Here is a 25601-nt window from a genome sequence, read left to right as displayed (position 1 = left end):
CCCTCACATTCGGAAGACGCCGAAGCCGCCGCGCGCGCCCTCGACCGGTGCCGTGTGGATCGCGGACAGACACAGACCGAGGACGGTCCGGGTGTCACGGGGGTCGATGACCCCGTCGTCGTACAGCCGCCCGGACAGGAACATCGGCAGGGACTCGGACTCGATCTGCGCCTCGACCATCGCGCGCAGACCGGCGTCGGCCTCGTCGTCGTACGGCTGCCCCTTGGCGGCGGCCGACGCGCGGGCGACGATCGACAGGACGCCGGCGAGCTGCTGCGGTCCCATGACGGCCGACTTGGCGCTGGGCCAGGCGAACAGGAAGCGGGGGTCGTAGGCCCGGCCGCACATGCCGTAGTGCCCAGCACCGTACGACGCGCCCATCAGCACCGACAGATGCGGCACTCTGCTGTTCGACACCGCGTTGATCATCATCGCGCCGTGCTTGATGATGCCGCCCTGCTCGTACTCCTTGCCGACCATGTAGCCGGTGGTGTTGTGCAGGAACAGCAGGGGTACGTCGCGCTGGTTGGCGAGCTGGATGAACTGGGCGGCCTTCTGCGACTCGGCGGAGAACAGCACGCCCTGCGCGTTGGCGAGGATGCCGACCGGGTAGCCGTGCAGGGACGCCCAGCCGGTCGTCAGGCTGGCGCCGTACAGCGGCTTGAACTCGTCGAAGTCCGAGCCGTCCACGATCCGCGCGATCACCTCGCGTGGGTCGAACGGGGTCTTCAGGTCCTCGGGCACGATCCCGAGGAGTTCCTCCGACGCGTACTCGGGCGGCTCGGCCGGCACCGGATCGGCCTGCGCCTTGCGCCAGTTGAGACGGGCGACGATCCGCCGCGCCTGCCGCAGCGCGTCCGGCTCGTCGAGCGCGAAGTGGTCGGCGAGACCGGAGGTGCGGGCGTGCATCTCCGCGCCACCGAGCGACTCGTCGTCGCTCTCCTCGCCGGTCGCCATCTTCACCAGCGGCGGACCGCCGAGGAAGACCTTCGACCTGTCCTTGATCATGACGGTGTGGTCGGACATGCCGGGCACATACGCGCCGCCCGCCGTCGAGTTGCCGAGGACGACCGCGATCGTGGGGATGCCCGCGGCGGACAGCCGGGTCAGGTCCCGGAAGAGCGCGCCGCCCGGGATGAAGATCTCCTTCTGGGAGGGCAGGTCCGCGCCGCCGGACTCGACGAGGGAGATCACCGGCAGCCGGTTGGCGTACGCGATCTCGTTGGCCCGCAGCGCCTTCTTCAGGGTCCACGGGTTGGAGGCCCCGCCGCGTACGGTCGGGTCGTTGGCGGTGATCAGGCACTCGACGCCCTCGACGACGCCGATGCCGGTCACGATCGACGCGCCGACGGGGTAGTCGCTGCCCCAGGCGGCGAGCGGGGACAGCTCCAGGAACGGCGTGTCCGGGTCGAGCAGCAGCTCGACGCGTTCCCGGGCGAGCAGTTTGCCGCGCCCCCGGTGCCGGTCGACGTACTTGTCTCCGCCGCCCGCGAGCGCCTTGGCGTGCTCGCCGTCCAGTTCGTCCAGCCTGGCGAGCATCGCGGCCCGGTGGGCCGCGTATTCGGGGCTCGTCACATCGACGGCCGAGCCGAGAACGGTCACAACAATCCCTCCGGGATGTCGACGTGCCGGGCGCGCAGCCACTCGCCCAGCGCCTTGCCCTGCGGGTCGAAGCGGGCCTGCGCGGCGACTCCTTCGCCGAGGATTCCGGCGACCGTGAAGTTCAGGGCGCGCAGATTCGGCAGGACGTGCCGTACGACCGCCAGCTCCGCGGTCTCCGGGAGGAGTGCGCGCAGCCGCTCGACGGTCAGTTCGTGGGCGAGCCAGCGCCAGGCCGCATCGGTGCGGGCCCAGACGCCGATGTTCGCGTCGCCGCCCTTGTCTCCGCTGCGGGCGCCGGCGACGAGGCCGAGGGGTGCGCGCCTCGTCGGGCCGGGCGCCGGCGGCTCGGGCAGCGCGCCCGGTGCGGCGTCTTGAAGGACCCGGGTGCGCCGCGGGTGCGGGACGGCGACGCGCTCGCCGCCGGGCAGGACAGCCGTGTGGGGGACGTCGCCGGCGTCGGCGTACGCGGCCTCGAACACCCCGTACGGCGCGCCCTTGCCGGGCGGGGCGGTGACGTGGAAGCCGGGGTAGCTGCCGAGCGCCAGCTCGATCGCGGCACTGCTGACGGCCCTGCCGACCTTGCCGGAGTCCGGGTCGCGCACGACGAGCCGCAGCAGGGCGGCGGCCCGTTCCTCGGTGTCGGCGTCCTCGTGGTCCGTGCGGGCGAGTTCCCAGCGGACCTCGGCGGGCCGCTGCCGGGCGAGGGCGTCCTCGACCTGTTCGCGCACGAGCCGGGCCTTGCCCTCGATGTCGAGCCCCGTCAGTACGAACACGACCTCGTTGCGCCAGCCGCCGAGCCGGCACAGGCCGACCTTGAGCGTGGGCGGCGGCGCCTCGCCGCGCACCCCGGAGATCCTGACGCGGTCGGGGCCGTCCGGGTCGAGGCGTACGGTGTCGAGCCGGGCGGTCACGTCGGGCCCGGCGTACCGGGCGCCGCCCGTCTCGTACAGCAACTGGGCGGTGACGGTGCCGATGTCGACGAAGCCGCCGGTGCCGTCGTGTTTGGTGACGACCGAGGTGCCGTCGGAGTGGATCTCGGCGACGGGGAAACCGGGCCGGCGCACGTCGCGGCCGGGTTCGCCGAAGAACGCGTAGTTGCCGCCGGTGGCCTGGGCGCCGCATTCGAGGACGTGCCCGGCGACGACGGCGCCCGCGAGTTCGTCGTACGCCTCCGGGCCCCAGCCGAAGTGCCAGGCGGCCGCCCCGCTGACGAGGGCCGCGTCGGTGACGCGTCCGGTGACGACGACGTCCGCGCCCGCGCCGAGGCAGGCGGTGATCCCGGCGCCGCCGAGGTAGGCGTTGGCGGTCAGCGCGCCGGGGTAGCGGGCGGTGAGGTCGTCGCCCTCGACGTGTCCGACGCGGACGGGGACGGCGACGCGGTCGGCCAGTGCCCTTACGGCGTCGGCGAGTCCGGCGGGGTTGAGGCCGCCGGCGTTGGCGACGATGCGGACGCCGCGGTCGCGGGCGAGCCCGAGGGTGTCCTCGAGTTGACGCAGGAACGTCTTGGCGTAGCCGAGGCCGGGGTTCTTCAGCCGGTCGCGGCCGAGGATGAGCATGGTGAGTTCGGCGAGATAGTCCCCGGTGACCACGTCCAGCGGCCCTCCGGTCAGCATCTCCCGCATGGCGCCGAACCGGTCCCCGTAGAACCCGGACACGTTCCCGACGCGCAGGGGGGTGGCGCGGTGGGGGGCGTGCGGGTCGGACGCGGCCGCGCCTTCCGCGGCCGCCGCCGCGTCGCGGGACGGGCCGGGCACGCCGGGGGGCGAGTCGGGCGCGGCCGCCGCCGAGGCCCCGTGGCCCGCCGCCCGGCCGCTCACGGCCGGCCCCCGCCGGGGAGGGGCGCCCCGGGCGACGCGTCGTGCGCCGGGGCGCGGCGCGGCACGTCCCCGGAAACGTCCGCCGCCGAAGTCCCGTGGCCCGCCGGGCCCGCCGGCGCGTCCGCCGACGCGTCCGCCGACGCGTCCGCCGACGCGTCCGCCGAGGGCGCCGTCCCCGCAGCGGCGCCCGCCGACGACGCGGCTCCGCCCGCCCCGCGGCCGTTGCCCGGCGGACCCGCGAAGGCCTGGGCGATGTTCAGCCAGTGGTCGGCGTCCGCGCCTTCGGCCCGCAGGGCCAGGTCGGCGCGGTGGGCGCGCTGGGTGACGAGCAGGGCGAAGTCGAGCGCGGGTCCGGTGACGCGCTGGGCGGCGTCCTCGGGGCCGTAGGTCCACACTTCGCCGTCCGGCCCGGTGAGTTCGACGCGGAACGGCTCTGCGGGCGGCGTCAGGCCGTTCACCCCGTACGCGAAGTCCCGGGTGCGGAAGCCGATCCGGGCGACCTGGGCGAGCCGGGCGGTGGGCGTGCGGACGACGCCGAGCGCGTCGGCGACGTCCTGGCCGTGGGCCCAGGTCTCCATCAGCCGCGCGGTCGCCATCGACGCGGTGCTCATCGGCGGGCCGAACCAGGGGAACCGGCTGCCGGGCGGGGCCTCGCGCAGCGCTCGCAGCAGCCGCTCGCGGCCCTCGCGCCAGCGGGCGAGCAGTTCCGCGGGCGGCAGCGCGGCGCCCTCGGCCGCGCCGTCGTCGACGAAGGAGTACGGCGCGGCGAGCGCCTTCTCCGCCTCGGCGGTGAAGCCCGCGGGGTCCGTGACGGCGACGAGTGCGACGGCGTCGGTCCAGGCGAGGTGGGCGATCTGGTGGGCGACGGTCCAGCCCTCGGCCGGTGTCGCGGCCGCCCACTGCCCGGGGCTCAGCTCACTGACGAGGTGGTCGAGGTCGTTGCTTTCGCTGCGCAAGTCGTCGAGTACGACGGCCGGGTCGGACACGGGACGCTCCCCTGTGGGCACGGCGGTGTGTGCCCCGGAGCATGGCAGTCCCCAAAGAAACAAGCAAGCATGCTTGCTTTGATTTACCGGGACCCGAAACTGTCGATCACGCTTCTGCGCAGGTCAAACCGCACTCGACCGCAGAATTGATTCTCTTTGAACCGCAAGAGTGGTTCCCCCCGAGGACTATTGCGGCGCCCCGGGCCCCCGCCGCACCGTTGAGCAGCGCCCCCACTCCCCCGCACCGGGTGAACGACTCGCGTCCGCCCGGTCAACACGCTGAACGACCGCGTTGCAGCGCGGTTACCCTCTGTGCTCATATGCCACCGTCAGTTACCGATGGCCTATTCCGTCCGCATATGCACACCGTGCGGACGGGCCGCTCCGTGCGCGAAAGGCCGTAAGGGCCACGAGGAGTCCCATGTCCCGACCGTCCCGACCGTCCCGACCCCGCCTGTCCACCCTGCTCTCCGCCTGCGCCGTCATCTCCGCGCTGACGGCCCCGCTGGTCGCCGCGGTCCCCGCCGTCGCCCACGACAGCGGGCCGGGGCCGCACTCCGTCAACCGGGGCGCCGGGCCCGACGCCTCCGAGAAGCCCGCCACCTCCGAGAAGGTCGAGGTCGACAAGGCCGAGGCCGCCGTACTCGGCCAGGAGCACGCCGAGACGCACGCCAGGGCGCGTATGCGGGCCGAGGACCTCGGCGACTACTCGCAGGAGATGCGCACCGCCCGCCTGGACTCGCTCACGAAGTCCCAGGCGACGCAGAACGCGAAGTTCAGCGCGCGGGAGTACGGCGCCTTCAAGGAGTACTTCCCCTCCCCCGACTTCGCCGTGCACGTGGCCCAGTTGCCCACCGGCAAGGTCCTGATGTTCTCCTTCGAGCGGATCGAGACCAATCCGACGAAGGAGACCGCGCCCACCGAGATCACCGGCGCCCAGAACGCGGGCCGCGCCTACCTCTGGGACCCGGCCAAGGGCTCCGGCTCCGACGCGTTCAAGAAGGTCACCCCGCCGACCGTGAACATGCCGGACGGCAAGAACGAGGAGCGGCCCGCGCCGTTCTTCTGCGCCGGCCACGCCTTCCTGCCCAACGGGATGCTCGGCGTCTTCGGCGGCAACCTGGGCGGCAACCACGGCGCCGGCGCCAAGCTCTCCCTGGTCTTCGACCCGTGGACGGAGACCTGGTCGCTCAACGAGCAGATGTCGGTGGGCCGGTGGTACCCGAGCGCCGTGACCGGTGCCGACGGCCGCATCCTCATCATGTCCGGCCAGTCCGAGCTCGGCTGGGGCACGCCCACACCCGTCGTGGAGCGCTTCCCGGCGCGCAGCCACGACGTCCCGACCGCCAGGAACGACACCCCGGAGAACGTCCCGGTGGACGTCTTCGGCGCCGAGGCCCCGTACCGGCACGACTATCCGCACCTGTTCTCGCTGCGCGACGGCAAGATCTACGGGCTCGGCCGCGACCACGACCAGCAGTGGCTCTTCGACCCGGCCACCGAGACCCGCACCAGCCTGCCGAACCGGCCGGACAACTTCATGCGGAACTACGGCTCCGCGGTGCCGCTGCCCGCCGGTTTCCGCGGCCCCGACTCCGTTCTGGTGCTCGGCGGCAACCGCGACGACCCGAACACGTACCAGCTCGTCGGCGGCCAGTGGAAGACGAAGGAGCCCCGCGCCTTCGGCCGTACGCAGGACGACACTCTGATCCTGCCCAACGGCACCCTCTTCACCGTCAACGGCTCCTTCGACATCCGGGACTACGGCAACGGGCAGTACAACCCGAACGCCGACCTGAAGTACCGCCAGACCGAGATGCGCGACGAAGACGGCAACTGGAAGCTGGGCCCGGCCCAGCGGCTGCCGCGCGGCTACCACTCCAACGCCGTCGTACTGCCCGACGGCCGGATCATGGTCACCGGCGACGAAGCCCAGCAGATCGCCAACGACCCCGACATCAGCGACGACATGGACGGCTCCATCGAGATCTACGAGCCGGCCTATCTGCACAACGGCGAGCGGCCCGACCTCACTTCCACACCCCGCCGCACGGTCGACTACGACAGCCGGTTCAGGGTCCTCACCTCCACCCCGGAGGACGTCAAGCGGGCCGTGCTGCTCGCGCCCACCACGGCCACCCACGCGGTCAACTTCAGCCAGCGCCACCTCGAGGTGCGGATCAAGAGCCGCGGCGACGGCTCGCTGGAGCTCCAGGCACCGCCGTCGGCGGAGGCCGCGCCCCCCGGCTACTACATGCTCTTCCTCCTCAACGAGGAGGGCGTGCCCAGCATCGCCAAGTTCGTGTCCTTCGGCCCGCCGAACGGGAGCTGAGACCGCCAGGCACCGACTTGACCGACTCACCAGAACGGAGGCCGAGGACCCGATGACGGACCTGGCACTGCGGCAGAGCACGGAGATCCAAGGCGATGTGCTCGCCGGTTTCAAGAAGGACCATGTACAACTGCTGTTCCTCAAGTTCGACGACGCGTCGCGTGCCCGGACCTGGCTGCGGCGGCTGAAGCCGCGTATCGCCACCACCAGGCAGGTCGCGGCGTTCAACGCGGCCTTCAGCGCCGCGCGCCGCAGCTCCGGCGGCGACGATCCGCGGGCCCTGACCGCGCTGTGGCGCACCGTCAGCTTCACCCACGGCGGTATGCGGACGCTGACGGGAAAGGACCCGTTCCCGGACACCAAGGCGGGCACGACCCAGCACGCGTTCAAGGAGGGCTCGGCCGTTCGGGCCGGAGAGCTCGGTGACACCGGGGACAACTCCCCGGAGAACTGGCTCTTCGGCGACAGCCTGGCCCAGCCCGTCCACGCGGTGCTGACCATCGCCGCCGACAAGGTCGAGGACCTGCGGGCGGCCCTCGCCGAGGAGCGCCAGGAGGCCGCCACCCACAAGGTGGTGATCATCTTCGAGCAGGACGGCCAGACCCTGCCGGGTGACCGGGCCGGAAAGGAGCACTTCGGCTTCAAGGACGGTGTCAGCGAACCGGCCGTGGAGGGCTTCGACGAGCCCGACCCGAAGCGGCCCGAGTGGAAGAAGGGCAGTCCGGGCACCCGGATCATCCCTGCCGGTGAGTTCGTCGTCGGCGAGCGGACCGTCAGCGGCAAGCCGTCCGACCTGCCGGAGTGGGCGAAGAACGGCTCCTTCCACGTGGTGCGGCGGCTCGGCCAGGACGTCCCCGGCTGGTGGGCCCAGATCGGCGCGCGGCTGAAGGAACTGAAAGGCATGAAGGTGGTGCCGCCGGAGGCCACCACCGAGTGGCTGGCCGCCCGTATGGTCGGCCGCTGGCGATCGGGTACACCGGTGGCCAAGTGCCCGTACGCCGACATGCCGTCCGACCCCGCAGCCGCGAACGACAACGAGATCAGCTTCGCGAACGACCTCGAGGGAGAGATCACTCCGCTGTTCTCCCACCTCCGCAAGACCAACCCCCGCGACGGCCTCGTCTTCCAGGAGGGCCAGGAGCCCGTTCCGGAGAAGGGCAACCTCGACGGCCGGCGCATCATGCGCCGGGGCATCCCGTACGGCCAGCCGTTCGACCCGGCGGGCTCCGCCGGCCACGGGCCCGACGCGGCCCGCGGCCTGGTGTTCGTCAGCTACCAGTCCGACCTGGTCAGGCAGTTCGAGTTCATCCAGAAGGACTGGGTCAACGACGTCGACTTCCCGTTGCGCAAGCCGTCGGTCGGCGCGGACCCGATGATCGGTGTGACGACCGACGTCTCCTTCATGGGCAAGCAGGTCCGCTTCGAGCAGTTCGTACGGACCGAGGGCGCGGTGTACGCGTTCACGCCGTCGATGTCGACGCTCGACCGGCTGGCCGACGGCAAGCTGGCGGACGACACCCAGAAGATCAAGGTCCACGTCACGGAGAGCGGCAACCACGACGTCTCCGCCGTCTCCACCTTCGACCGCGGGGACGAGGTCGACGCCGGCAAGGCGAAGCTGGTCCTCCAGGACGACGGGCGGCTCGCGGTCTTCGACGAGAACGAGGACCCCCGCTGGGCGTCGAACAACCCGCCCACGCCCGGTGCCCGCGCCGTCTTCCAGGAGGACGGCAACCTCGTCATCTACACGCCGGACAACCAGCCGGTGTGGGCCACGATGACCAACGGTCACCCGGGCGCCATTCTCTCGGTCCAGTCCGACGGGAACGTCGTGATCTACACCAGCAGCGGCGGCGACCCCATCTGGCACACCAAGACCCAGCACTGACACGGCACCGGCCGCAGGGGAGCAGTCCGCCGCGACGACGGCGGGCTGCTCTCCCGCACACGGTAGGCCTCTCATTCGTGCCCACCCGCTGTTCGCCTGCCGCCCGCAGGTCCTGCCGCCCGGGCGTTCACAGGGCACGCGGCGGGCCGGCGGTGCCGCCGTCCCTTCACCGGTCACGCTGCCGCACCGGCGGCCACGTCACCCGGGTACGGGCCGCTTCGCCGCCTGTGTGCGCACCGCCCCCATGCTCGCCACGACGACCAGCACGATCGCCAGGCCCTCGGACGGCGAGAGCGCCTGGTGCAGCACCAGGAACCCGGCGGCCGCGGCGATCGCCGGTTCCAGGCTCATCAGCACCGCGAACGTCGCCGCGGGCAGTCTGCGCAGCGCCAGCAGCTCCAGGGTGTACGGCAGCACCGACGACATCAGCGCCACCGCGAGCCCCAGCCCCAGCGTCGACGGCACGAACAGCCGCGACCCGGCCTCCACCAGTCCGAAGGGCAGACTCAGCAGGGCGCCGACGCCCATCGCCAGCGCCAGCCCGTCCGCCTGCGGAAAACGCCGCCCGGTGCGGGCGCTGAAGATGATGTACGCCGCCCACATCCCGCCGGCCGCCAGGGCGAACGCGGCGCCGACCGGGTCCAGCCGGTCGAAGCCGCCCCCGCTGAGCAGCACGACGCCACCGAGGGCGAGCCCCGCCCACAGCAGGTTCACCAGCCGCCGGGAGGCGATCACGGACAGGGCGAGCGGGCCGAGCACCTCGAGGGTGACGGCCGCGCCGAGCGGGATACGGTCCACCGCCTGGTAGAAGAGCATGTTCATGCCGCCCATGGCGGCGCCGAACGTGACCACGGTGGCCCAGTCCGCACGGGAGTGGCCGCGCAGCCGTGGCCGGCAGATCGCGAACAGCACGAGGGCCGCCAGCACGAGCCGCAGCGTGACGACGCCGAGCGCTCCGGTCCGCGGCATCAGCAGCACGGCGACGGCCGCCCCGAACTGCACGGAGAATCCGCCCGCGACGACGAGGGCGACCGGCCCGAGCGAGCGCCGGACGCCGGAGGGCGGTCCGGTCCCGTCCCCGGGCGCACGGGCCGCCGCGCCCGCCGCCTCCGGCAGCACGACCGCCGCGGCGCCGGCCTGCGCACCGCCGCCGGTGCCCGCGCCCGCGGACTGCGCGTCCTCCACCCCAGCCTCCCTGAACCGCTCGTCACCCCGACCGTCACCGGCCCCTGCGCCCGACCGTCATCTGCGGGCCTGTCGTCCTCCCCACGCTACGGACCGGAACGATGCGCGTGAAATGCGATTCTCGCTGCGGTTATGCTCCGGACGTATGAGCATCGAGCTGCGTCACCTCCGCTGTTTCCTCGCCGTCGCGGAGGAGTCGAGCGTGACCCGGGCCGCGGCCCGGCTCGGCCTCACCCAGCCCAGCGTCTCCCGCGCGCTCGCCACCCTCGAACAGCACCTCGCCGTCCGGCTGGTCGACCGCTCGACGCACCATCTCGAACTCACCGCGGAGGGCCGGGCCTTCCGCGACCGGGCCGCCGTCGCCGTAGCCGCCTTCGACGAAGCACTGGACACAGGACGGCTTCCGCACCGGCCGCTGCGGCTCGGTCACGCCTGGTCGGCCCTCGGCCCGTACACGACGCCGCTGCTGCGCCGCTGGCGTACGGAGCACCCGGACACGGCGCTCGAACTGCTCAGGATCGACGACCGCACGGCGGGGCTCGCCCGCGGCGAGGTCGACGCCGCCGTGCTGCGCGGCCCGGTGAACATCGCCGGGGTGGCCACCGAGCTGCTGTTCACGGAGCCCCGCGTCGCGGCCGTGCCGTCGGACGACCCGCTGGCGGCCCGCGCGTCACTGACCCTGGCGGACCTCGCGGCCGGTCCCGTCGTCCTGAACACCGTCTCCGGCCTGACCACCCTGGACCTGTGGCCCGCGGACATCCGGCCCACGGCCACGGTCACCGTGGCCAACACGGACGACTGGCTCACGGCGATCGCCGCCGGCCGCGGCGTGGGCGCGTCCGTCGCCTCCACCGCCCAGATGCACGCGCACCGCGGCGTCACCTACCGCCCGCTGTCCGACGCCCCCCGCGTCCCCGTCCACCTGGCCTGGCGCAGCTCGTCCCCGCACCCGGCGGTCCGTCACCTGGTGTTGCTGGCCCGCTCGGTGGCCGCGTCCGGCTGAGCACTCCGGTCGCGACGCCGAGCGGCCGCGGCCACCAGACGCCGCCAGACGATGCGCAACCCCCGTACCGCCACGATCAGCAGCAGCACCGCGGCGACGCAGAGCGACGCGCCGAACGCGCCGGCGGAGCTGCCCCGCAGCAGGGAGACGACGAACGAGCCGAGGCCCTTGTCCGTCGCCGCGTCCACCGGGTCCACCGCGATCGCGGACACCAGCAGCTGGGCCACGAGGGCGGCGGCGAGCAGCACCGTGCCCGCCCGTGCCAGCAGACTCACGATGTCGGTCCGCCCGACGATCTCCCGCATGGCATCCGCCCTTCCCGCGTGGTCGGCGCCCATCCTGCCGGACGCCGTACGTCACCCGGCGTGCAGGCCCCCCGAGCCTCCCGCCCCACCGTCCGCCGAGCCCCCCGAGCCCCCCGAGCCTCCCGCCCCGCCTTCCGCCCGCCGCCCCTCTCCGAGCGCCTCCGCCAGCACTTCCGCCAGGTGCCGGGCCCGGCGGCCGGCGAGCTGGTCGAGCTGGGTGCGGCAGGAGAAGCCGTCCGCCAGGAGCTCGGCGCCGGCGGCGGCCGTGCGTACGGCGGGCAGCAGTTCGTCCTCCGCGCAGGCCACCGACACCTCGTAGTGGCCGCGTTCGAACCCGAAGTTGCCCGCGAGGCCGCAGCAGCCGCCGCTCAGCTCGCCCGTCAGACCGGCCCGCTCCCGCAGCCGGCGTTCCGCCCCGTCACCGAGCACGGCGTGCTGATGGCAGTGGGTCTGGCCCGCCACCGGCCGGTCGATCCGGGGCGGCCGCCAGTCCGGCGCGCACTCCTCCAGCGTCTGCGCGAAGGTCCGCACGGACGCCGCGAGCCGGTGCGCCCTCGGGTCGTCGCCCAGCAGCTCGGGCAGATCGGTCCTGAGGGTGGCGGCGCAGCTCGGCTCCAGTACGGCGACGGGGACGCCGAGTTCGAGCAGCGGCTCGACGACGTCGAGCGTGCGCCGCATGACCTCGCGTGCCAGGTCGAGCTGGCCCGTCGAGACATAGGTGAGCCCGCAGCAGACCCGCCCCGGCGGCACGGCGATCCCGACGCCCGCCGCTTCCATGACCCGTACGGCCGCCCGGCCGACGGACGGCGTGAGGTGGTCGGTGAACGTGTCGGGCCACAGCACGGCGCTGCGGCCCGCCTCCAGCACCTGCGCCCGGCCGCCCAGATGCCCGCGCAGCCAGCGGCGGAACGTCTCGGGCGCCAGCCGGGGCAGCTCCCGCTGCGGCGCGATGCCGCCGAGCCGCTTGGCGAGCGTGGCCAGCGGCCGCACCCGCGCGACGGCGTTGACGGCCCCCGCCCAGGGCGCGGCGGCGCGCAGCCACTGCGGAAGGCGTCCCATGGCGTAGTGGGCGGCGGGCCGGCGCCGGTCGGCGTAGTGGTGGTGCAGGAACTCGGCCTTGTACGTGGCCATGTCGACGCCGACGGGGCAGTCGCTCCGGCACCCCTTGCAGGACAGGCACAGGTCGAGCGCGTCGCGCACCTCGGCCGAGCGCCAGCCGTCGGTGACGATCTCGCCGGCGAGCATCTCGTGCAGCAGCCGCGCCCGGCCGCGGGTGGAGTGCTGTTCCTCGCCGGTCGCCCGGTACGAGGGGCACATCACGCCGCCGCCCGCCGCGGCGCTTTCCGTACGGCACTTGGCGACGCCCACGCAGCGGCGCACGGCGCCGGCGAAGTCGCCGCCGTCGTGCGGGTAGCCGAAGGCCACGTCGACGGGCTCGGCGGGCAGTACGGCGAAGCGCAGATTCGCGTCCAGCGGCTCCGGGCGGACCAGCATGCCCGGGTTCATGCCGCCCGCCGGATCCCACAGGTCCTTGAAGCGGCCGAAGAGGGCGACCAGTTCGTCCCCGTACATCTTCGGCAGCAGTTCGGCGCGGGCCTGCCCGTCGCCGTGCTCGCCGGACAGCGAGCCGCCGTGCGCGACGACGAGCGAGGCGACCTGCGCGGAGAAATCGCGGAAGCGGCGGACGCCGTCCGGTGTCAGCAGGTCGAAGTCGATGCGGACATGGATGCAGCCGTCCCCGAAGTGCCCGTACGGGGTGCCCCGCAGCCCGTGCTCGGCCAGCAGGGCACGGAAGTCGCGCAGATACCCGCCGAGGCGGGCGGGCGGCACGGCGCAGTCCTCCCAGCCGGGCCACGCCTCGCCGCCGTCGGGTGTCCGGGTCGCGGTGCCGGAGGCGTCCTCCCGGATCCGCCACAGGGCCCGCACGGCGGCCGGGTCACCGACGACCGTGCCGTCCAGCGCGTCGGCCGCCCGTACGATCCGCCGCGCCCGGTCCGTGGCCTCCGCGGCGGTGGCGCCGCCGGTCTCGACGAACAGCCAGGCCCGGCCGCGCGGCAGGCCGTGTCCGGCGGGCACCAGGTCCTCCGCCATGCCCTCGACGGTCAGCGGGCCGAGCGGCAGCAGACCGGCGGCCGCCTCGGCGGCGGCGCTCTCGTCGGCGTAGCCGAGGACGGCGAGCGCCCGGGCGGCCGGCGCGTCCACGAGCCGTACGGTCGCCTCCGTCAGGACGGCGAGCGTGCCCTCGCTGCCGCAGAAGGCGCGGGCGAGGTCGCCGCCCCGCTCCGGCAGCAGGGCGTCCAGCGCGTAGCCGGAGATACGGCGCGGCAGGCCGTCGGGATAGCCGGTGCGCAGCAGGGCGAGGTGGCGTTCGACGAGGTCGGCCAGGCCGGGCGGGCAGCCGCCGGGCTCCAGGCCCCGGGCGAGCCGGTGGCGGACGCCGGCGTAGGTGACGACCGACAGGTCGCGGACGTTGTCGGCCGTCGTCCCCCAGGCCACCGAGTGCGAGCCGCACGCGTTGTTGCCGATCATCCCGCCGAGGGTGCAGCGGCTGTGCGTCGACGGGTCGGGTCCGAAGACCAGGCCGTGGCCGCGTACGGCCCGCTGGAGCCGGTCCAGGACGACGCCGGGCTGCACCCGCGCGGTCCGGGTGTCCGGGTCGACGGCGAGGACCCGGTTCATGTGGCGGGTGAAGTCCAGGACGACGCCGGTGCCGGTGGCCTGTCCGGCGATGGAGGTGCCGCCGCCGCGCGGCACGACCGGGACGCCGTGCCGCCGGCACACGTCGAGGGCCGCGGCGACGTCGTCGGCGTCGCGGGGAGCGACGACGCCGACCGGGACGCGCCGGTAGTTGGAGGCGTCCATGGTCGTCAGGGCCCGGGCGGCGGCCGAGAAGTCGACGTCACCGCCGACGGCGGCCTTGAGCGCGTGGGCCAGTTCGCTCGTATCCCTGGTGTGTTCAACCATGCGACCCAGGATGACGGCTGCACCGGTCCCCGCACCGGCAGGAAACGTGCCACTCGCACACATTGTGTGCCGGGCCCGGGCCCCCGTGTCGGGAGAGAAGCGCCACGGCCATCCCCAACTGATCGTCAGCCCTCCTATAGTGTCGACGACTTCGCCGAAGAACGGCGGCTCCAGTTGCGCCCCCCGTCACCCCGGAAGGCAACACTCGATGACCGGCACCGCCAAGAACCGATGACCCGCGCCACTCCCCGGGCGACCCCCGGAAACGGCGTGGCCGAGCCCCGTCCGGCCGCCGCCGGCGCGCTGAAGATCGCCGTCGTCGGCGGTTTCGGCGCCGGCCGGTCCACGATGGTGCGCTCCGTCAGCGAGATACGTCCGCTGCACACGGAGGAGGCCATGAGCGCGGACTCCCTGGTGGACGACGCCTGCGCGCGGGTCCCCGCCAAGACGGCGACCACGGTCGCCCTCGACTTCGGCCGCATCACGATCGACGAACAGCGGGTGCTGTATCTCTTCGGGACACCGGGACAGGAACGTTTCCGCTTTCTGTGGGACCGCCTGCTCTCCGGCACCACCGGCGCGGTCGTCCTCGTCGACACCCGCGCGGTCACCGACGCCTGGTACGCGATCGACCGGCTCCAGCGGCACGGCACGCCGTTCATCGTCGCCGTCAACGACTTCGGCGGCCCGTTCCGCTCCGCGGACGAGATCCGCGACGCGCTGGGCCTGACGCCGGGGGTGCCACTGGTCGAGTTCGACGCGAGGGACCACTCGTCCAGCAAGTTCGTACTGATCGCGCTGGTGGACCATCTGGGCACGCTCGGGCCGGGCGGCTGCTCCTGACCAGGGGGCGGCCCGCCGTGCGCGGTGCCGGCATCCGGACCGCGGCGCTGTCTCAGCGGCCGGACCGTGTCCCCGTCCGGCGGCCGGGGCGGTATACGCTCCGGAACGTGGCTGATATCCAGATTCCCGCTGACATCAAGCCCGCCGACGGCCGTTTCGGCGCGGGCCCCTCCAAGGTGCGTACGGAGGCGCTCGACGCGCTGGCCGCCACCGGCACCTCTCTCCTCGGTACGTCGCACCGCCAGGCCCCGGTCAAGAACCTGGTCGGCGAGGTCCGCGACGGCGTGCGCGAGCTGTTCTCCCTCCCCGAGGGCTACGAGGTGATCCTGGGCAACGGCGGTTCCACCGCCTTCTGGGACGTGGCGACGCACGGCCTGATCGAGAACAAGTCCCAGCACCTGTCGTTCGGCGAGTTCTCCTCCAAGTTCGCCAAGGCCGCCAAGCAGGCGCCGTGGCTGGCCGAGCCGACCGTCGTCTCCTCGGACCCGGGCACCCACCCGGACCCGCGGGCGGAGGCGGGCGTCGACGTCTACGCCTTCACCCACAACGAGACCTCCACCGGCGTCGCCGCCCCGATCCAGCGGGTCGACGGCGCGGACGACGGCGCGCTGGTCCTGGTGGACGCCACCTCCGGCGCGGGCGGCCTGCCGGTCGACATCACGCAGACGGACGTCTACTACTTCGCCCCGCAGAAGTCCTTCGCCTCCGACGGCGGCCTGTGGATCGGCGTGTTCTCCCCCGCCGCCCTGGAGCGCGCCGCGCGCGTCCACGGCTCGGGCCGCCACGTCCCGGAGTTCTTCTCCCTCCCGACGGCGATCGACAACTCGCTGAAGAACCAGACGTACAACACCCCGGCGCTGGCGACCCTCTTCCTGCTGAACGACCAGCTGAAGTGGATCAACGGCCAGGGTGGCCTCGACTGGTCCGTGCGCCGCACCGCCACCTCCTCGCGCACCCTGTACGGCTGGGCCGAGGCGTCCAAGTACGCGACCCCGTTCGTCGTCGACCCGGCGAAGCGCTCGCAGGTCATCGGCACGATCGACTTCGCCGACGAGATCGACGCCGCGGCGGTCGCCAAGGCGCTGCGCGCCAACGGCATCGTCGACACCGAGCCGTACCGCAAGCTGGGCCGCAACCAGCTCCGCGTGGCGATGTTCCCGGCGATCGACCCGTCGGACGTCGAGGCCCTGACGGCCTGCGTCGACTACGTGATCGAGAAGCTGTAACCGTTCTCGGGACAAGGGGGCCCGGCGCCGCGCACTCGCGGAAGCCGGGCCCTTCCTCGTTCCCGCGGCCGCTCGGCCTCAGCCCATCTGCGCCCTGACATGGTCGATCACTTCGCCGAACTCCTTGCTGGGCGAGAAGTCCAGGTACTCGCAGTCCTCGAGCGCCTCGGGGACGTGCCCGGCCGGCCAGTAGAAGGCCTGACCCGCCTCGTAGATCTCGTCGCCGGAGGCGGTCCGCATCTTCAGCCGCCCGGAGAAGAGATATCCCCAGTGGGGGCACTGGCACATGTCACCCGGCAGTCCCTTCACCGCGTCCGTCATGTCCGTGCCCTTGGGGAAGCGGACGAAGGCGGCGGTCATGTCGCCCCCGACCTCCGTCATCCGGAGCTCGACGCCACCGCCCTCGACGGCGACAGGCGTCTCCTCGCGTGTGGTTGCGGTCATCGTTCCTCCACGTCCGATCCGGTGCCGCGTCGTGTCGCACGACCCTCTCCCAGTCTCGACCCGGCCGGCCACGCGGTCGATCGCGCGCGCTGCGCCGCTGGTCAGCGCCCCGCACGCATGATCGCTCGATGGTGTGACGATCCGCCTTACGGACGGCTGGGCACCCGGCGTCCTACGATGATGTTCTCGATCGTCGACGGCGGCACGAAGACGCTGGAGATCATGGTGAGCGGGAAGGCCACCGCGTAGAGGCCGCCGGCCGCCTCCGTGCTGGGGACGAGCAGGCCGAACAGGATGCCGACCCAGATCAGGCAGAACCGCAGAAGCAGCAGCAGTCCGAACGCGGCCCCCGACGCCACGATCCCGGTGTCCGTGCGCCGGCCCATCGCGAAGGCGGTCGCGGCCAGGATCGTCAGCTGCGCGAACGGGCCGCGACGCGCCGCGGTCGACGCCTGCGGGGGCGAACCGGACGCTCCTTAGTTGCGACGCCTGCGCAGCGCCAGCACCAACAGCCCGGCGCCCCCCAGGACCAGCAGCCCGTACGTGGTGGCGCCGCCCTTCCCGTCACCCCCGGCGGCCTCTCCCCCACCCGAACCGCCGGGCTTCGCGCCCTCCTCGGCCCCGCCGTCGCTCCCGCCACCGCTCTCGACCGCCACCGGCTCGACGGAGCTGCGCTCCCCCTCCGTACCGAACAGCAGCGTCGTGCCGTCCGGCGTGTACGTCACCGACTCCGACTGCGGCTGGATCGGCCCGCGCACCCGGTGGTCGGCACCGAGGCGGCCGTCCTCCCAGGCGTACCCGCGGGCGCTGAAGTACGAGCGGAGCACGAGCTCCTCGCCGTCCGGCGAGAAGGCGCCGTCGGTCACCCAGGGCACCTCCCCGATCCGCCGGAAGAGGTTGGTCTGCCCCGTCCTCAGCGTGGCCGGTCCCTCGTAGAGGCCGCCGCCGTCCTCGTTCTTCGACGCGATGTAGACCCGCCCGGTCTTCGGATGCACCATCAGCGCCTCGGCGTTGCGCGCCCCGTCGGCGTACTTCACGTCGAACTGCGTGGCGTCCACGGTCTGGTCGCGCAGTTGCTTCGGCTCGGGGAAGCGGTAGATCCAGACGTGGTCCCAGCTCCCGTCGAGGTTGTCGCCGATGTCGCCGACGTAGACGGCGCCGTCGGGCCCCACGGAGATCGCCTCCATGTCCCTGGGCTGCCCGACGCCCCGGAGAGTGATCGTCGCCACCGTCTCGCCCGTCTTCGAGTCGACGGCGAAGACCCGCGGCTGGTCCTGGTCGTTGTGGGTCCAGTAGATCCCCGGGTGCGCCCGGCTCGCGGCGAGACCGCTGGACTCGGTGATCCGCGGGTCCTTGATCGTGAACCCGGAGTGCTCTTCGGCGGCCGCGGGCACGGCGGCGGCCAGCACGAGGACGGCCGCGAGGCCGGTGACGTACGGAAGCGAACGCATGCCCCAAGCCTGCCACCTCGGGCGACCGGCCTGTACGGGAGTGCCCTGGGGTGGCCGGCCCCTACGGGCGCTCGGCGGTGACCAGCCAGGCGACGCTGCGGAGCCGTACCGCACCGTCCCGCTCGTACCCGCGCAGGATGTCCGCCAGCGCACGCCGGGCGCGCTCGCCCGTCGCCTCGTCGACCTGACTCAGCAGATGGCGGCCGGGCCCGGACCCCATGAGGAACGCGGTGGCGTCCTCCGCGTCCCGCCCCCACCTGCCGTACGCCTCCGCCCGCTCGATCCCGATGTGGGTGAACCCGCCCGCCGTCAGGACCTCGCGGACCCGGTCCGGGTCGGCGAGGGAGAACATGCCGGGGCCGTCGGCGGCGCCGAAGCCGCCCAGCGGAAGCAGGTCGCGCAGGCCGGACAGCGCCTGGATCCACTCGTTGCCCCCGCCGTCCGCCGCGACGACGAACGCCGCCCGGCCGCCGGCGCGCAGGCCGCTGCCGATGTTGGTGAACGCGGCCTCCGGGTCGCCGAAGAACATCACGCCGAAGCGGCTGAGCACGACGTCGAAGTCGCGCCCCGCCAGCGGGTGGACCTGGGCGTCGCCGTGCTCGAAGGTGACGTTCCCGATGCCCTCGGCGTGCGCGGTCGCCCGAGCGCGTTCGAGCATCGGGCGGGACAGGTCCACGCCGGTGGCGCGGCCCTCCGGTGCGCGGCGGGCGGCGAGCCGGGTGGTGGCGCCGGCGCCGCAGCCGATGTCGAGGACCGCGTCCGCGGGGCGGATGGCGGCGGCGGTGAGGAGGACGTCGTTGAAGCCTTCGTTGATGGCGTCCCAGCGGTCCTGGTTACGGGCCCAGTGGGTGCCTTCGTAGCCGTTCCACGCCTGCTCCTGCTCGGTGTTCACGATGTGGGCCATGGCGGTGCCTCCGGACGCGACAGTTAGAATGGGCGTATGCCCAAACAGTATGGGCGATTGCCCATACTGTCCACCGCGACACAGTCCGTCCCGCGTCTCAGCAGCCCGGAAGGTCCAGAATGTCACCCCGTGGAGTAGCCGTCCCCGATGCCCGCGAGCGCCTCTTCGCGGCGGCCGAACGAGTCGTGGCCCGCGGCGGCCCCGGCGCCGTGACCAGCAGGGCCGTCACCGACGAGGCGGACTGCTCGAAGGGCCTGCTGCACGCCCACTTCCCGGGCGGGCTGGACGAGTTCGTCGCGGAGCTCGTCCTGGACCGGTTCGCCCGTACGGCCGCGCTGGCGGCGGAGCTCCCCGGCCGGGCGGGCCGGGACACGGTCACCGGCAACCTGATGGCCGTCGCCTCCGTCCTGCTCGACTCCACCGGCCCGGCCGTCTCCGCCCTGGCCCTCACCCGGCCCGGCGCCGCGCTCCGCTTCCGCGACGCGATGGTCGCCGGAGCGCCGGGATTCGCCGCCGTGCAGGAGTCGGTCGTCGCCTACCTGCGCGCCGAGCAGGACACCGGCCGGGTCGCCGTCGACCTGGACGCGGAGGCCGTCGCGCTCGCGCTCGTCGGCACGGTCCACCATCTGCTGATGACGACGTGGTCCTCGGCCGCACCGCATCCGCGCGAGCAGGTCCGGCGGCTGATCCCGGCGCTGACCGGTACCGAGGGGTCCTGACCTGCCCGCCCCCAGTGGCCGGACTCACATCGCCGACAGGTGCCGGGCCGGCAGCGGATTCGGTCATGATTGCGGCCATGCGCTTTCTGTTCGTCGGCGATTCCATGACCATCGGGAGCGCCGGCGAACACAGCTGGCGCTACCGCATGTGGCAGCACCTCGTCTCCACCGGCGTGCCCTTCGAGATCGTCGGCCCGCGCCGTGAGCTGTACGACATCGCCGCGAACGCCCCCGTGTCCCACGCCTACGCCGACCCGGACTTCCCGGCGGACGCCCGCCGGCACCTCGCCGGCTGGGGCGAGGGCTGGCTGCACATGGCACCCGTGATCCGCGAGACGGTCGCCGCGGAACGGGCCGACGTCCTGCTGGTCTCGCTCGGGCTGATAGACCTCGGCTTCTACACGAACAGCGACCAGACCGCGGCGAACGCCCGTACCTTCATCGCCGAGGCCCGCCTCGCCAACCCGCGCGTCCGGATGGTCCTGCTCCCGGTCATCCCGAACATCCGCGCCGAGTCCGACGCGCCGTTCGCCGCCGAGTGCGCCCGCTTCAACGTGCTCCTCGCCAAGACGGTCGCCGACCTGGACACCCCCGCGTCCCCGATCCTGCTCGCCTCGCACCCGCCGTCGTACGACATCCACACCGACACCTACGACGGCACCCACCCCGGCCCGACGGGCGAAACGAAACTGGCGGCCGCCTTCGCGACGGCGATGCACCAGGCGTGGGGGCTGGGCGGGGTGTACGCCGCCGTCTGACGGACCGGGGCCACCTGCCGGACGGGGGTCCGTTCTCACCGCCCGGGGCCTGAACCCGGCGCTCCGCCTCCGGTCAGGCGCCCCACAGCCAGGAGCCTCGGGCAGCCGATGTGACGAGTTCGCCCAGGACGAAGGCGACCGGGACCGGCACCAGCAGGAAGACGCCGGCACGGACCAGGGACGGCGCGACGATCGAGGTCACGTCGTGGGGCGAGGTCGTCGTGAGGAAGTCACGCCAGCGCAGGATGTCCCCCGGGCCGCAGGCCCAGAAGAACAGCCCGGTCAACAGGCAGACCGCGCCGGTCAGCAGCCCCAGAAAGGTGGTCGCTTCCAGGAGGTCGACACGGTCGTCGTGCTCCTGGAATGTGAACGCGGCGACGGCCACGCAGACCGCCGCCCCCGCTCCGTACGCCGCCCCGCGCGCCACGACCCCGCCCAGCCGCAGCCGCGGCTCGAGTACGCCGTCCTCGCCTCTGCTCACACTGCCCATGGCCACCCCCGTGTCACCGCCGAACGGTAGCAACGCGGGCCCGGCCCCCGGCCACGGTCGGCGAACGGCGGGCTATCCCACCCTCCCCAGGACGCCGAGCACCGCCTGGGTGACCACGTCCGGTCGGCTGCTGTGGATGTGGTGGTCCGCCGCCGGGACCACGGCGTGGTCGCCGGCCGGTGCGGACAGGGCGACGGACTTCTGCAGATCGGTCCAGCGGCGGCGCATGCCGTCCGGCATGCCCCGGCTCGCGCTCAGGACCGTCACGGGTACGTCCGGCAGGCTCGACGCGGCGCGGCGGCGGCGGATCTCGGGAGCCGCCTCGGTGATCATCCGGTACTCGGCGGCGGCGGAGCGGACCTGCTGTCTGCCACCGGAGGACGCCAGCCACGCGGCGGCCATCAGCTCCCGTACGCGCGGGTCGTCCGTCGTGCGGGCCGCCTCGCGCGCGGCGCGCCGGTGCCGGGAGCGGCCGGTGAGGCGGAGAGCCGTACGGGCCGCGAGCCGGCGCGCCTGCATCCCTTCGGCGACCCGGCCGAGCCACGGCTGGAAGTCCTCGTGCGCCGGGTCCAGCAGCACCATGCCCGCCACCAGGTCCGGTTCGGCCCATGCCACGAGCTGGGCGAGCAGACCACCCCAGCTGTTGCCGACCAGTACGCACGGCCCGTCGCCGACCCGGGCCAGCAGCGCGGTCAGGTCCTCGACGGCCGAGTCGAGTGTGAGCCGGTGGACCGGGTCGCTCCCGCCGAGCCCCGCCCGGTCGTACGCGATCACCCTCGTGCAGCGGGCGATCGGTGACAGGACCGGCGCCCATGTCAGCGACGGCGTACCGCTCGCCGCGTCGAGCACGACGGTCGGCCCGCCCTTGCCCGCCTCGATCCAGCGCAACGTCCGCCCGTAGCGGTCCAGTTCGCCTCGTAACGCGCCACCGGGCACCAGTGCCCCGACAGCCTCCGCAACCGCGTCGTCCACGACTTCCCCTCCAGCAGATCAGCGCCCGGCGCTTGCGCCAACGAATCTGCGAGGTGATCGGTTCCGTATCGGCGCGGCCCTTTGGATCCCGGGCCGGGCCGGTGCGGTGGAGAGGCGCGTCAGCCGGTGAGCAGGTCCGGGTTGTCGGCCAGGGCGGCCAGGTGTGCGCGCGGGTCGGCGATGAGCCTGCGGGTCGAGAGGTCGAGCATGCCCGCCACTCCGGAGACCTCCGCGGCGACCGTGCCGTCGTCCTTGACGATCTGCTGCTCGACCGTGAAGGTCTTGCCCTCCCCATAGACGAACCGGCAGGTCACCCGCACCGCGTCGCCGCCGCGCAGCTCGCGCAGGAACTTGACCGTCGTCTCGAGCGCGACCGGGCCCACCCCGCTGGCGAGCAGCTTCTCCTGCGGCAGACCGGCGGCGCGCAGCAGTTCCCAGCGCGCGTGCTCGGCGTACTGGAGATAGACGGCCTGGTTCAGATGGCCCTGCGTGTCGAGCTCGTAGCCCCGCACGGTCACGTCGGCGAAGAAAGTCATGCCCACGGCAACGTCAGGGTGCTGTCCGGCATTCCCGCCGGGGAACGGCCGCCGGTTCCGGCTTTCCGGGGGAACGGCCGCCGGTTCCGGCTTTTCGGACGGCGACGACGGGGCACTCGTGGTGGCGTCGGATGCATGCACATTCCCGCGAGGGGAGGACTCATGGCCGGAGAGCTGCGAGCCAAGGACATCATGACCAGCGGCGTCCAGTGCGTGGGCGCGCATCAGTCGCTCCACGAGGCGGCCAAGATGATGCGGGACCTGGAGGTGGGCGCGCTGCCCATCTGCGGCGACAACAACAGGCTCACGGGCCTGGTCACCGACCGGGACATCGTCATCACCTGCTGCGCCGAAGGGGTCAACCCGGCGGAGGTCCAGGCGGGTTCGCTGGGCGGCGAGCTGCACTGGATCGACGCGGAGGCGGACGCCTCCGAGGTCCTGGAGACCATGGAGAACCACCACATCAAGCGCCTGCCGGTGATCGACGTGGCCGGCGGCCACCGCCTGGTGGGCATGATCACCGAGGCGAACGTCGCCAAGAACCTCAGCGACCAGCAGATCGCGGAGTTCGCGACCCGCGTGTACGCGGAGGCGTGACACCACCCGCGTACTGCGCCGACTCGTACGACACGCGTCACCGCGCCCCACCCGAAGGGGCGCGGTGACGCGCCTGCGTGCCGCTGGTGCCGCGACCGGGCAAGAGGTTGCCGGGAGGGGCACTGGCTCGACGACGTCGCCGCCGCGTCGAGGAGGATCGCCGCGAGGGCCTCGGGCGCTGCCCGGCGGGCGCTCCCCGCTTCTCCGCGAGACCCGACAGCGTCAACGCGTGCGCCCCGTGGCCCGCCGCACGCAGTTTCGGCACCACGTCGTCCCACGCCCACGCTCCGAGCCACGCCCCTGCCACCAGCACGAATTCCGCCATGTCGAAAACGTAGGTTCCGTCCTCCCTCAGAGGCCGGCGCGCGTCAGGCGGTTGGCGAGCGTCGACATCGTGTACGCACCGATGCCCATGACGACCTCCAGCGCGTTCTGCGAGGTGAAACCGTGCGTGAGGAAGGCACGCAGTTCCGCGTCGCCGACGGCGCCGGACGTACGGAACACCTCCAGGGTGAACTGCCGTACCGCTTCCAGTCGTTCGTCGTGAAGCGCACGCTGCTCGCGGAGCGCGGTGATCAACTCGTCGGTCGCGCCGAGCGCGCGCAGTTTGCCGGTGTGCATGGCCACGCACACATGGCACTCGTTGCGGGTGGCGACCGTCATCACGACCACCTCCCGGGCCACCGGGTCGAGCGTCGTCGCCTCGAAGGCGGCGCTCAGTCTGAGGAACCCGTCGAGCAGGTGCGGGGAGGTGGCCAGCCTGGCGACGGCGGGAGGCAGATGCCCGAGCCGCTCGACGGTCGACGCCATGGCGCGGCGGGAGGCGGGCGGCGCCGACTCCAGGGTGTGTTCGGTGAACATGGGGCGGCTCCTACAATGGACAACATGGTTGACGAACCCGACGCCGAAAACGTAAACCAGGTTGTCGAATCCCGCAAGGTACTTCCGGGCGAGCCGAACGATGCCGACGACGCGCCCGGATACGAACTGCCCCTGCTCCTCTTCGCCGGGTTCCGCTCGCTCATCGACCGACTGCACGCCGAACTCGCCCGCCAGGGCCACCCCGACGTCCGCCCCGCCCACGGCTTCGCCCTGCAGGCGATCGGCACGGACGGCGCCACCGCCAGCGACCTCGGCCGCCGCCTCGGCGTCTCCAAGCAGGCCGCCGGCAAGACCGCCGACCGCCTGCTCTCCCTCGGTTACGCGGAGCGCGCGGACGACCCGGCCGACGCCCGCCGCAAGCTGATCCGCCTCACCCCGCACGGCCTGGACGCCCTGACCCGCTCGGCGGCGATCTTCGACTCGCTCCGCACGGAATGGGCCCGGGCGATCGGCCCCGACCGCCTGCGCGACCTCGAATCCGCCCTGCGCGCGGTCACCCCCCCGGAGAGCTTCCGCCTGGACGCGGCAGGCTGGCTGGGCGGCACGTGACGCCGTTCCGGCGCCGCGACCGGCGACCTGGACGGCGACCGCACCGCCGACGACGTACACACAACCGTCTTGGCATGTTCACCCCACCTCCCCGTCGCGCTGGAATGCTTTTCGATGTCCTCATCGAACGCCACCCGCGCGCCCGGCAGTTCGCCTGCCGATCCCCTGGGGACGCGGGTGCGCCCGGAAGCAGGGAACCCCCACATGCTTCGACTCCGCACGCCCGCCCCCAGGTCCGTGCTGCTCGGCTTGGCCGCCGGCCTGGCCCTGACCTGCGTGGCGACCACAGCCCCCGCCGCCACCACCGAGACCGCGGCGAATCGTTCCGCCGCCACCCACGAGGCTCCGGCGAATCGTTCCGCCGCCGCCCTGGACGACACCTACTACCAGGGCGCGCTCGGCAAGACCGGCCCGGCGCTCAAGGACGCACTGCACACGATCATCAGCGACCAGTCCAAGCTGAGCTACTCCCAGGTCTGGGACGCCCTCAGGAACACGGACGAGGACCCGAACAACTCCTCCAACGTCATACTCATCTACGCGGGTCGATCCCAGAGCAAGACCAGCAACGGGGGCGACGTCGGCGACTGGAACCGCGAGCACGTCTGGGCCAAGTCCCACGGCGACTTCGGCACCTCGACCGGCCCCGGCACCGACATCCACCACCTCCGCCCGTCCGACGTACGGGTCAACTCCATACGCGGCAACAAGGACTTCGACAACGGCGGCAGCTCGGTCTCCGGCGCTCCCGGCAACTACACCGACTCCGACTCCTTCGAGCCCCGCGACGCGGTCAAGGGCGATGTCGCCCGCATGATCCTCTACATGGCCGTGCGCTACGAGGGCAACGACGGCTGGGCCGACCTCGAACCGAACGACCGCGTGAGCAACGGCTCCCAGCCCTACATCGGCCGGCTGTCCGTACTCAAGCAGTGGAACGAGCAGGACCCGCCGGACGCCTTCGAGCAGCGCCGCAACCAGGTCATCCACGACCGGTACCAGCACAACCGGAACCCGTTCATCGACCACCCGGAGTGGGTCGAGGCCATCTGGTAGGCCGCGACGGCGCTCGTGCCTCCCGCGGCCGCCCGCCGCGGGAGCACACGCCCCGCCCCACCGAATGCCCTTGCTTCGAGCGGACTCGAAGG

22 protein-coding genes and 3 pseudogenes are annotated in these 25601 nt (G+C 72.9%); 10 read left to right on the top strand and 15 right to left on the bottom strand.

Annotated elements, in window-relative coordinates:
* Positions 1-3: 3 nt before the first annotated feature.
* From ACFYOP_RS06540 to ACFYOP_RS06530, 3 genes and pseudogenes are all read right to left on the bottom strand, one after another.
* Positions 4-1602, bottom strand: a complete 1599-nt coding sequence (locus tag ACFYOP_RS06540; RefSeq protein ID WP_356898368.1) for a carboxyl transferase domain-containing protein — start codon at positions 1600-1602, stop codon at positions 4-6.
* On the bottom strand, positions 1599-3272 hold the full coding sequence (locus ACFYOP_RS06535) for an acyclic terpene utilization AtuA family protein (RefSeq protein WP_356898423.1): 1674 nt from the start codon (positions 3270-3272) through the stop codon (positions 1599-1601). Before ACFYOP_RS06535 ends, ACFYOP_RS06540 begins: the two co-directional genes overlap by 4 nt.
* A 344-nt stretch (positions 3273-3616) precedes the next feature.
* A pseudogene (locus ACFYOP_RS06530) lies at positions 3617-4405 on the bottom strand (TIGR03084 family metal-binding protein); the annotation flags it as partial.
* 421 nt (positions 4406-4826) lie between these two features.
* Here ACFYOP_RS06530 and ACFYOP_RS06525 point away from each other — a divergent pair.
* Both ACFYOP_RS06525 and ACFYOP_RS06520 read left to right on the top strand, forming a co-directional pair.
* Complete coding sequence (locus ACFYOP_RS06525) at positions 4827-6737, top strand: galactose oxidase-like domain-containing protein (RefSeq protein ID WP_356898370.1); 1911 nt, start codon at positions 4827-4829, stop codon at positions 6735-6737.
* 52 nt (positions 6738-6789) lie between these two features.
* The gene (locus ACFYOP_RS06520; protein WP_356898371.1) at positions 6790-8625 is read left to right on the top strand and encodes a Dyp-type peroxidase; all 1836 of its coding nucleotides are present in this window, start codon (positions 6790-6792) and stop codon (positions 8623-8625) included.
* Positions 8626-8823: 198 nt separating this feature from the next.
* On the opposite strand, the gene ACFYOP_RS06515 is transcribed toward ACFYOP_RS06520, so the two are convergent.
* Positions 8824-9810 carry a DMT family transporter gene (locus tag ACFYOP_RS06515; RefSeq protein WP_388450970.1) on the bottom strand — a complete coding sequence of 329 codons (987 nt, stop codon included), beginning with the start codon at positions 9808-9810 and terminating at the stop codon, positions 8824-8826.
* A 145-nt stretch (positions 9811-9955) separates the two neighbouring features.
* Between ACFYOP_RS06515 and ACFYOP_RS06510 the strand changes: the two genes are divergently transcribed.
* On the top strand, positions 9956-10813 hold the full coding sequence (locus ACFYOP_RS06510; RefSeq protein WP_356898372.1) for a LysR family transcriptional regulator: 858 nt from the start codon (positions 9956-9958) through the stop codon (positions 10811-10813).
* On the opposite strand, the gene ACFYOP_RS06505 is transcribed toward ACFYOP_RS06510, so the two are convergent.
* Positions 10771-11118, bottom strand: a complete 348-nt coding sequence (locus ACFYOP_RS06505) for a hypothetical protein (protein ID WP_356898373.1) — start codon at positions 11116-11118, stop codon at positions 10771-10773. The two genes, ACFYOP_RS06510 and ACFYOP_RS06505, sit on opposite strands and share 43 nt — an antisense overlap.
* A 51-nt stretch (positions 11119-11169) precedes the next feature.
* Positions 11170-14082: an FAD-binding and (Fe-S)-binding domain-containing protein gene (locus ACFYOP_RS06500; protein ID WP_356898374.1), complete on the bottom strand. Its 2913-nt coding sequence runs from the start codon at positions 14080-14082 to the stop codon at positions 11170-11172.
* 231 nt (positions 14083-14313) lie between these two features.
* On the opposite strand from ACFYOP_RS06500, the gene ACFYOP_RS06495 reads away from it, so the two are divergent.
* Together ACFYOP_RS06495 and serC are read left to right on the top strand one after the other, a co-directional pair.
* Positions 14314-14925 (top strand): ATP/GTP-binding protein, encoded by a 612-nt coding sequence (locus ACFYOP_RS06495; RefSeq protein WP_356898375.1) that lies wholly within the window; start codon positions 14314-14316, stop codon positions 14923-14925.
* Between the two features lie 107 nt (positions 14926-15032).
* The gene (gene serC, locus ACFYOP_RS06490) at positions 15033-16151 is read left to right on the top strand and encodes a phosphoserine transaminase (protein ID WP_356898376.1); all 1119 of its coding nucleotides are present in this window, start codon (positions 15033-15035) and stop codon (positions 16149-16151) included.
* Positions 16152-16229: 78 nt separating this feature from the next.
* Here the strand turns inward: serC and ACFYOP_RS06485 are convergent, their stop codons facing one another.
* The 4 genes and pseudogenes from ACFYOP_RS06485 to ACFYOP_RS06470 form a co-directional block, all read right to left on the bottom strand.
* Complete coding sequence (locus tag ACFYOP_RS06485; protein ID WP_356898377.1) at positions 16230-16595, bottom strand: hypothetical protein; 366 nt, start codon at positions 16593-16595, stop codon at positions 16230-16232.
* Positions 16596-16789: 194 nt separating this feature from the next.
* Positions 16790-17017, bottom strand: a pseudogene (locus ACFYOP_RS06480) (ABC transporter permease); the annotation flags it as partial.
* 54 nt (positions 17018-17071) lie between these two features.
* Positions 17072-18046 (bottom strand): WD40 repeat domain-containing protein, encoded by a 975-nt coding sequence (locus ACFYOP_RS06475; protein WP_356898378.1) that lies wholly within the window; start codon positions 18044-18046, stop codon positions 17072-17074.
* A gap of 61 nt (positions 18047-18107) precedes the next feature.
* A complete protein-coding gene (locus ACFYOP_RS06470) occupies positions 18108-18950 on the bottom strand; it encodes a methyltransferase domain-containing protein (protein WP_356898379.1) in 843 nt (280 codons plus the stop codon).
* A 119-nt stretch (positions 18951-19069) separates the two neighbouring features.
* Here ACFYOP_RS06470 and ACFYOP_RS06465 point away from each other — a divergent pair, with 119 nt between their 5' ends.
* Entirely contained in the window at positions 19070-19669 is a 600-nt protein-coding gene (locus ACFYOP_RS06465) for a TetR/AcrR family transcriptional regulator (RefSeq protein ID WP_356898380.1), read from the top strand.
* A gap of 65 nt (positions 19670-19734) precedes the next feature.
* The gene (locus ACFYOP_RS06460) at positions 19735-20427 is read left to right on the top strand and encodes a GDSL-type esterase/lipase family protein (RefSeq protein WP_356898381.1); all 693 of its coding nucleotides are present in this window, start codon (positions 19735-19737) and stop codon (positions 20425-20427) included.
* Between the two features lie 73 nt (positions 20428-20500).
* On the opposite strand, the gene ACFYOP_RS06455 is transcribed toward ACFYOP_RS06460, so the two are convergent.
* From ACFYOP_RS06455 to ACFYOP_RS06445, 3 genes are all read right to left on the bottom strand, one after another.
* Positions 20501-20917: a DUF6336 family protein gene (locus ACFYOP_RS06455; protein WP_356898382.1), complete on the bottom strand. Its 417-nt coding sequence runs from the start codon at positions 20915-20917 to the stop codon at positions 20501-20503.
* A 72-nt stretch (positions 20918-20989) separates the two neighbouring features.
* Positions 20990-21889 (bottom strand): alpha/beta hydrolase, encoded by a 900-nt coding sequence (locus tag ACFYOP_RS06450; protein WP_356898383.1) that lies wholly within the window; start codon positions 21887-21889, stop codon positions 20990-20992.
* Positions 21890-22008: 119 nt separating this feature from the next.
* A complete protein-coding gene (locus ACFYOP_RS06445) occupies positions 22009-22425 on the bottom strand; it encodes a thioesterase family protein (RefSeq protein ID WP_356898384.1) in 417 nt (138 codons plus the stop codon).
* Between the two features lie 162 nt (positions 22426-22587).
* Here ACFYOP_RS06445 and ACFYOP_RS06440 point away from each other — a divergent pair, with 162 nt between their 5' ends.
* The gene (locus tag ACFYOP_RS06440; protein ID WP_356898385.1) at positions 22588-23022 is read left to right on the top strand and encodes a CBS domain-containing protein; all 435 of its coding nucleotides are present in this window, start codon (positions 22588-22590) and stop codon (positions 23020-23022) included.
* Positions 23023-23197: 175 nt separating this feature from the next.
* On the opposite strand, the pseudogene ACFYOP_RS06435 reads toward ACFYOP_RS06440, so the two are convergent.
* A pseudogene (locus ACFYOP_RS06435) lies at positions 23198-23347 on the bottom strand (alpha/beta hydrolase); the annotation flags it as partial.
* 26 nt (positions 23348-23373) lie between these two features.
* Entirely contained in the window at positions 23374-23883 is a 510-nt protein-coding gene (locus ACFYOP_RS06430; protein WP_356898386.1) for a carboxymuconolactone decarboxylase family protein, read from the bottom strand.
* Between the two features lie 24 nt (positions 23884-23907).
* On the opposite strand from ACFYOP_RS06430, the gene ACFYOP_RS06425 reads away from it, so the two are divergent.
* Positions 23908-24453, top strand: coding sequence for a MarR family winged helix-turn-helix transcriptional regulator (locus ACFYOP_RS06425; RefSeq protein ID WP_356898387.1), 546 nt, complete (start codon positions 23908-23910; stop codon positions 24451-24453).
* 204 nt (positions 24454-24657) lie between these two features.
* Positions 24658-25509, top strand: coding sequence for an endonuclease (locus tag ACFYOP_RS06420; RefSeq protein ID WP_356898388.1), 852 nt, complete (start codon positions 24658-24660; stop codon positions 25507-25509).
* Positions 25510-25601 lie beyond the last annotated feature (92 nt).

This window comes from Streptomyces sp. NPDC006294 (assembly GCF_042870895.1).
Lineage (GTDB): Bacteria > Actinomycetota > Actinomycetes > Streptomycetales > Streptomycetaceae > Streptomyces.
Note: the sequence above shows the minus strand (reverse complement) of the source record. Positions and strands in the feature narration are given on the sequence as shown.

What these genes read in the sequence shown, in the direction of transcription:
- ACFYOP_RS06440 (WP_356898385.1), top strand. Translation starts at nt 22,588, where the DNA reads ATGGCCGGAGAGCTGCGAGCCAAGGACATCATGACCAGCGGCGTCCAG.
- ACFYOP_RS06460 (WP_356898381.1), top strand. Translation starts at nt 19,735, where the DNA reads ATGATTGCGGCCATGCGCTTTCTGTTCGTCGGCGATTCCATGACCATC.
- ACFYOP_RS06475 (WP_356898378.1), bottom strand. Translation starts at nt 18,046, where the DNA reads ATGCGTTCGCTTCCGTACGTCACCGGCCTCGCGGCCGTCCTCGTGCTG.
- ACFYOP_RS06465 (WP_356898380.1), top strand. Translation starts at nt 19,070, where the DNA reads ATGTCACCCCGTGGAGTAGCCGTCCCCGATGCCCGCGAGCGCCTCTTC.
- ACFYOP_RS06505 (WP_356898373.1), bottom strand. Translation starts at nt 11,118, where the DNA reads ATGCGGGAGATCGTCGGGCGGACCGACATCGTGAGTCTGCTGGCACGG.
- ACFYOP_RS06445 (WP_356898384.1), bottom strand. Translation starts at nt 22,425, where the DNA reads ATGACTTTCTTCGCCGACGTGACCGTGCGGGGCTACGAGCTCGACACG.
- ACFYOP_RS06425 (WP_356898387.1), top strand. Translation starts at nt 23,908, where the DNA reads ATGGTTGACGAACCCGACGCCGAAAACGTAAACCAGGTTGTCGAATCC.
- ACFYOP_RS06455 (WP_356898382.1), bottom strand. Translation starts at nt 20,917, where the DNA reads ATGGGCAGTGTGAGCAGAGGCGAGGACGGCGTACTCGAGCCGCGGCTG.
- ACFYOP_RS06510 (WP_356898372.1), top strand. Translation starts at nt 9,956, where the DNA reads ATGAGCATCGAGCTGCGTCACCTCCGCTGTTTCCTCGCCGTCGCGGAG.
- ACFYOP_RS06500 (WP_356898374.1), bottom strand. Translation starts at nt 14,082, where the DNA reads ATGGTTGAACACACCAGGGATACGAGCGAACTGGCCCACGCGCTCAAG.
- ACFYOP_RS06430 (WP_356898386.1), bottom strand. Translation starts at nt 23,883, where the DNA reads ATGTTCACCGAACACACCCTGGAGTCGGCGCCGCCCGCCTCCCGCCGC.
- ACFYOP_RS06525 (WP_356898370.1), top strand. Translation starts at nt 4,827, where the DNA reads ATGTCCCGACCGTCCCGACCGTCCCGACCCCGCCTGTCCACCCTGCTC.
- ACFYOP_RS06485 (WP_356898377.1), bottom strand. Translation starts at nt 16,595, where the DNA reads ATGACCGCAACCACACGCGAGGAGACGCCTGTCGCCGTCGAGGGCGGT.
- ACFYOP_RS06520 (WP_356898371.1), top strand. Translation starts at nt 6,790, where the DNA reads ATGACGGACCTGGCACTGCGGCAGAGCACGGAGATCCAAGGCGATGTG.
- ACFYOP_RS06495 (WP_356898375.1), top strand. Translation starts at nt 14,314, where the DNA reads ATGACCCGCGCCACTCCCCGGGCGACCCCCGGAAACGGCGTGGCCGAG.
- ACFYOP_RS06470 (WP_356898379.1), bottom strand. Translation starts at nt 18,950, where the DNA reads ATGGCCCACATCGTGAACACCGAGCAGGAGCAGGCGTGGAACGGCTAC.
- ACFYOP_RS06420 (WP_356898388.1), top strand. Translation starts at nt 24,658, where the DNA reads ATGCTTCGACTCCGCACGCCCGCCCCCAGGTCCGTGCTGCTCGGCTTG.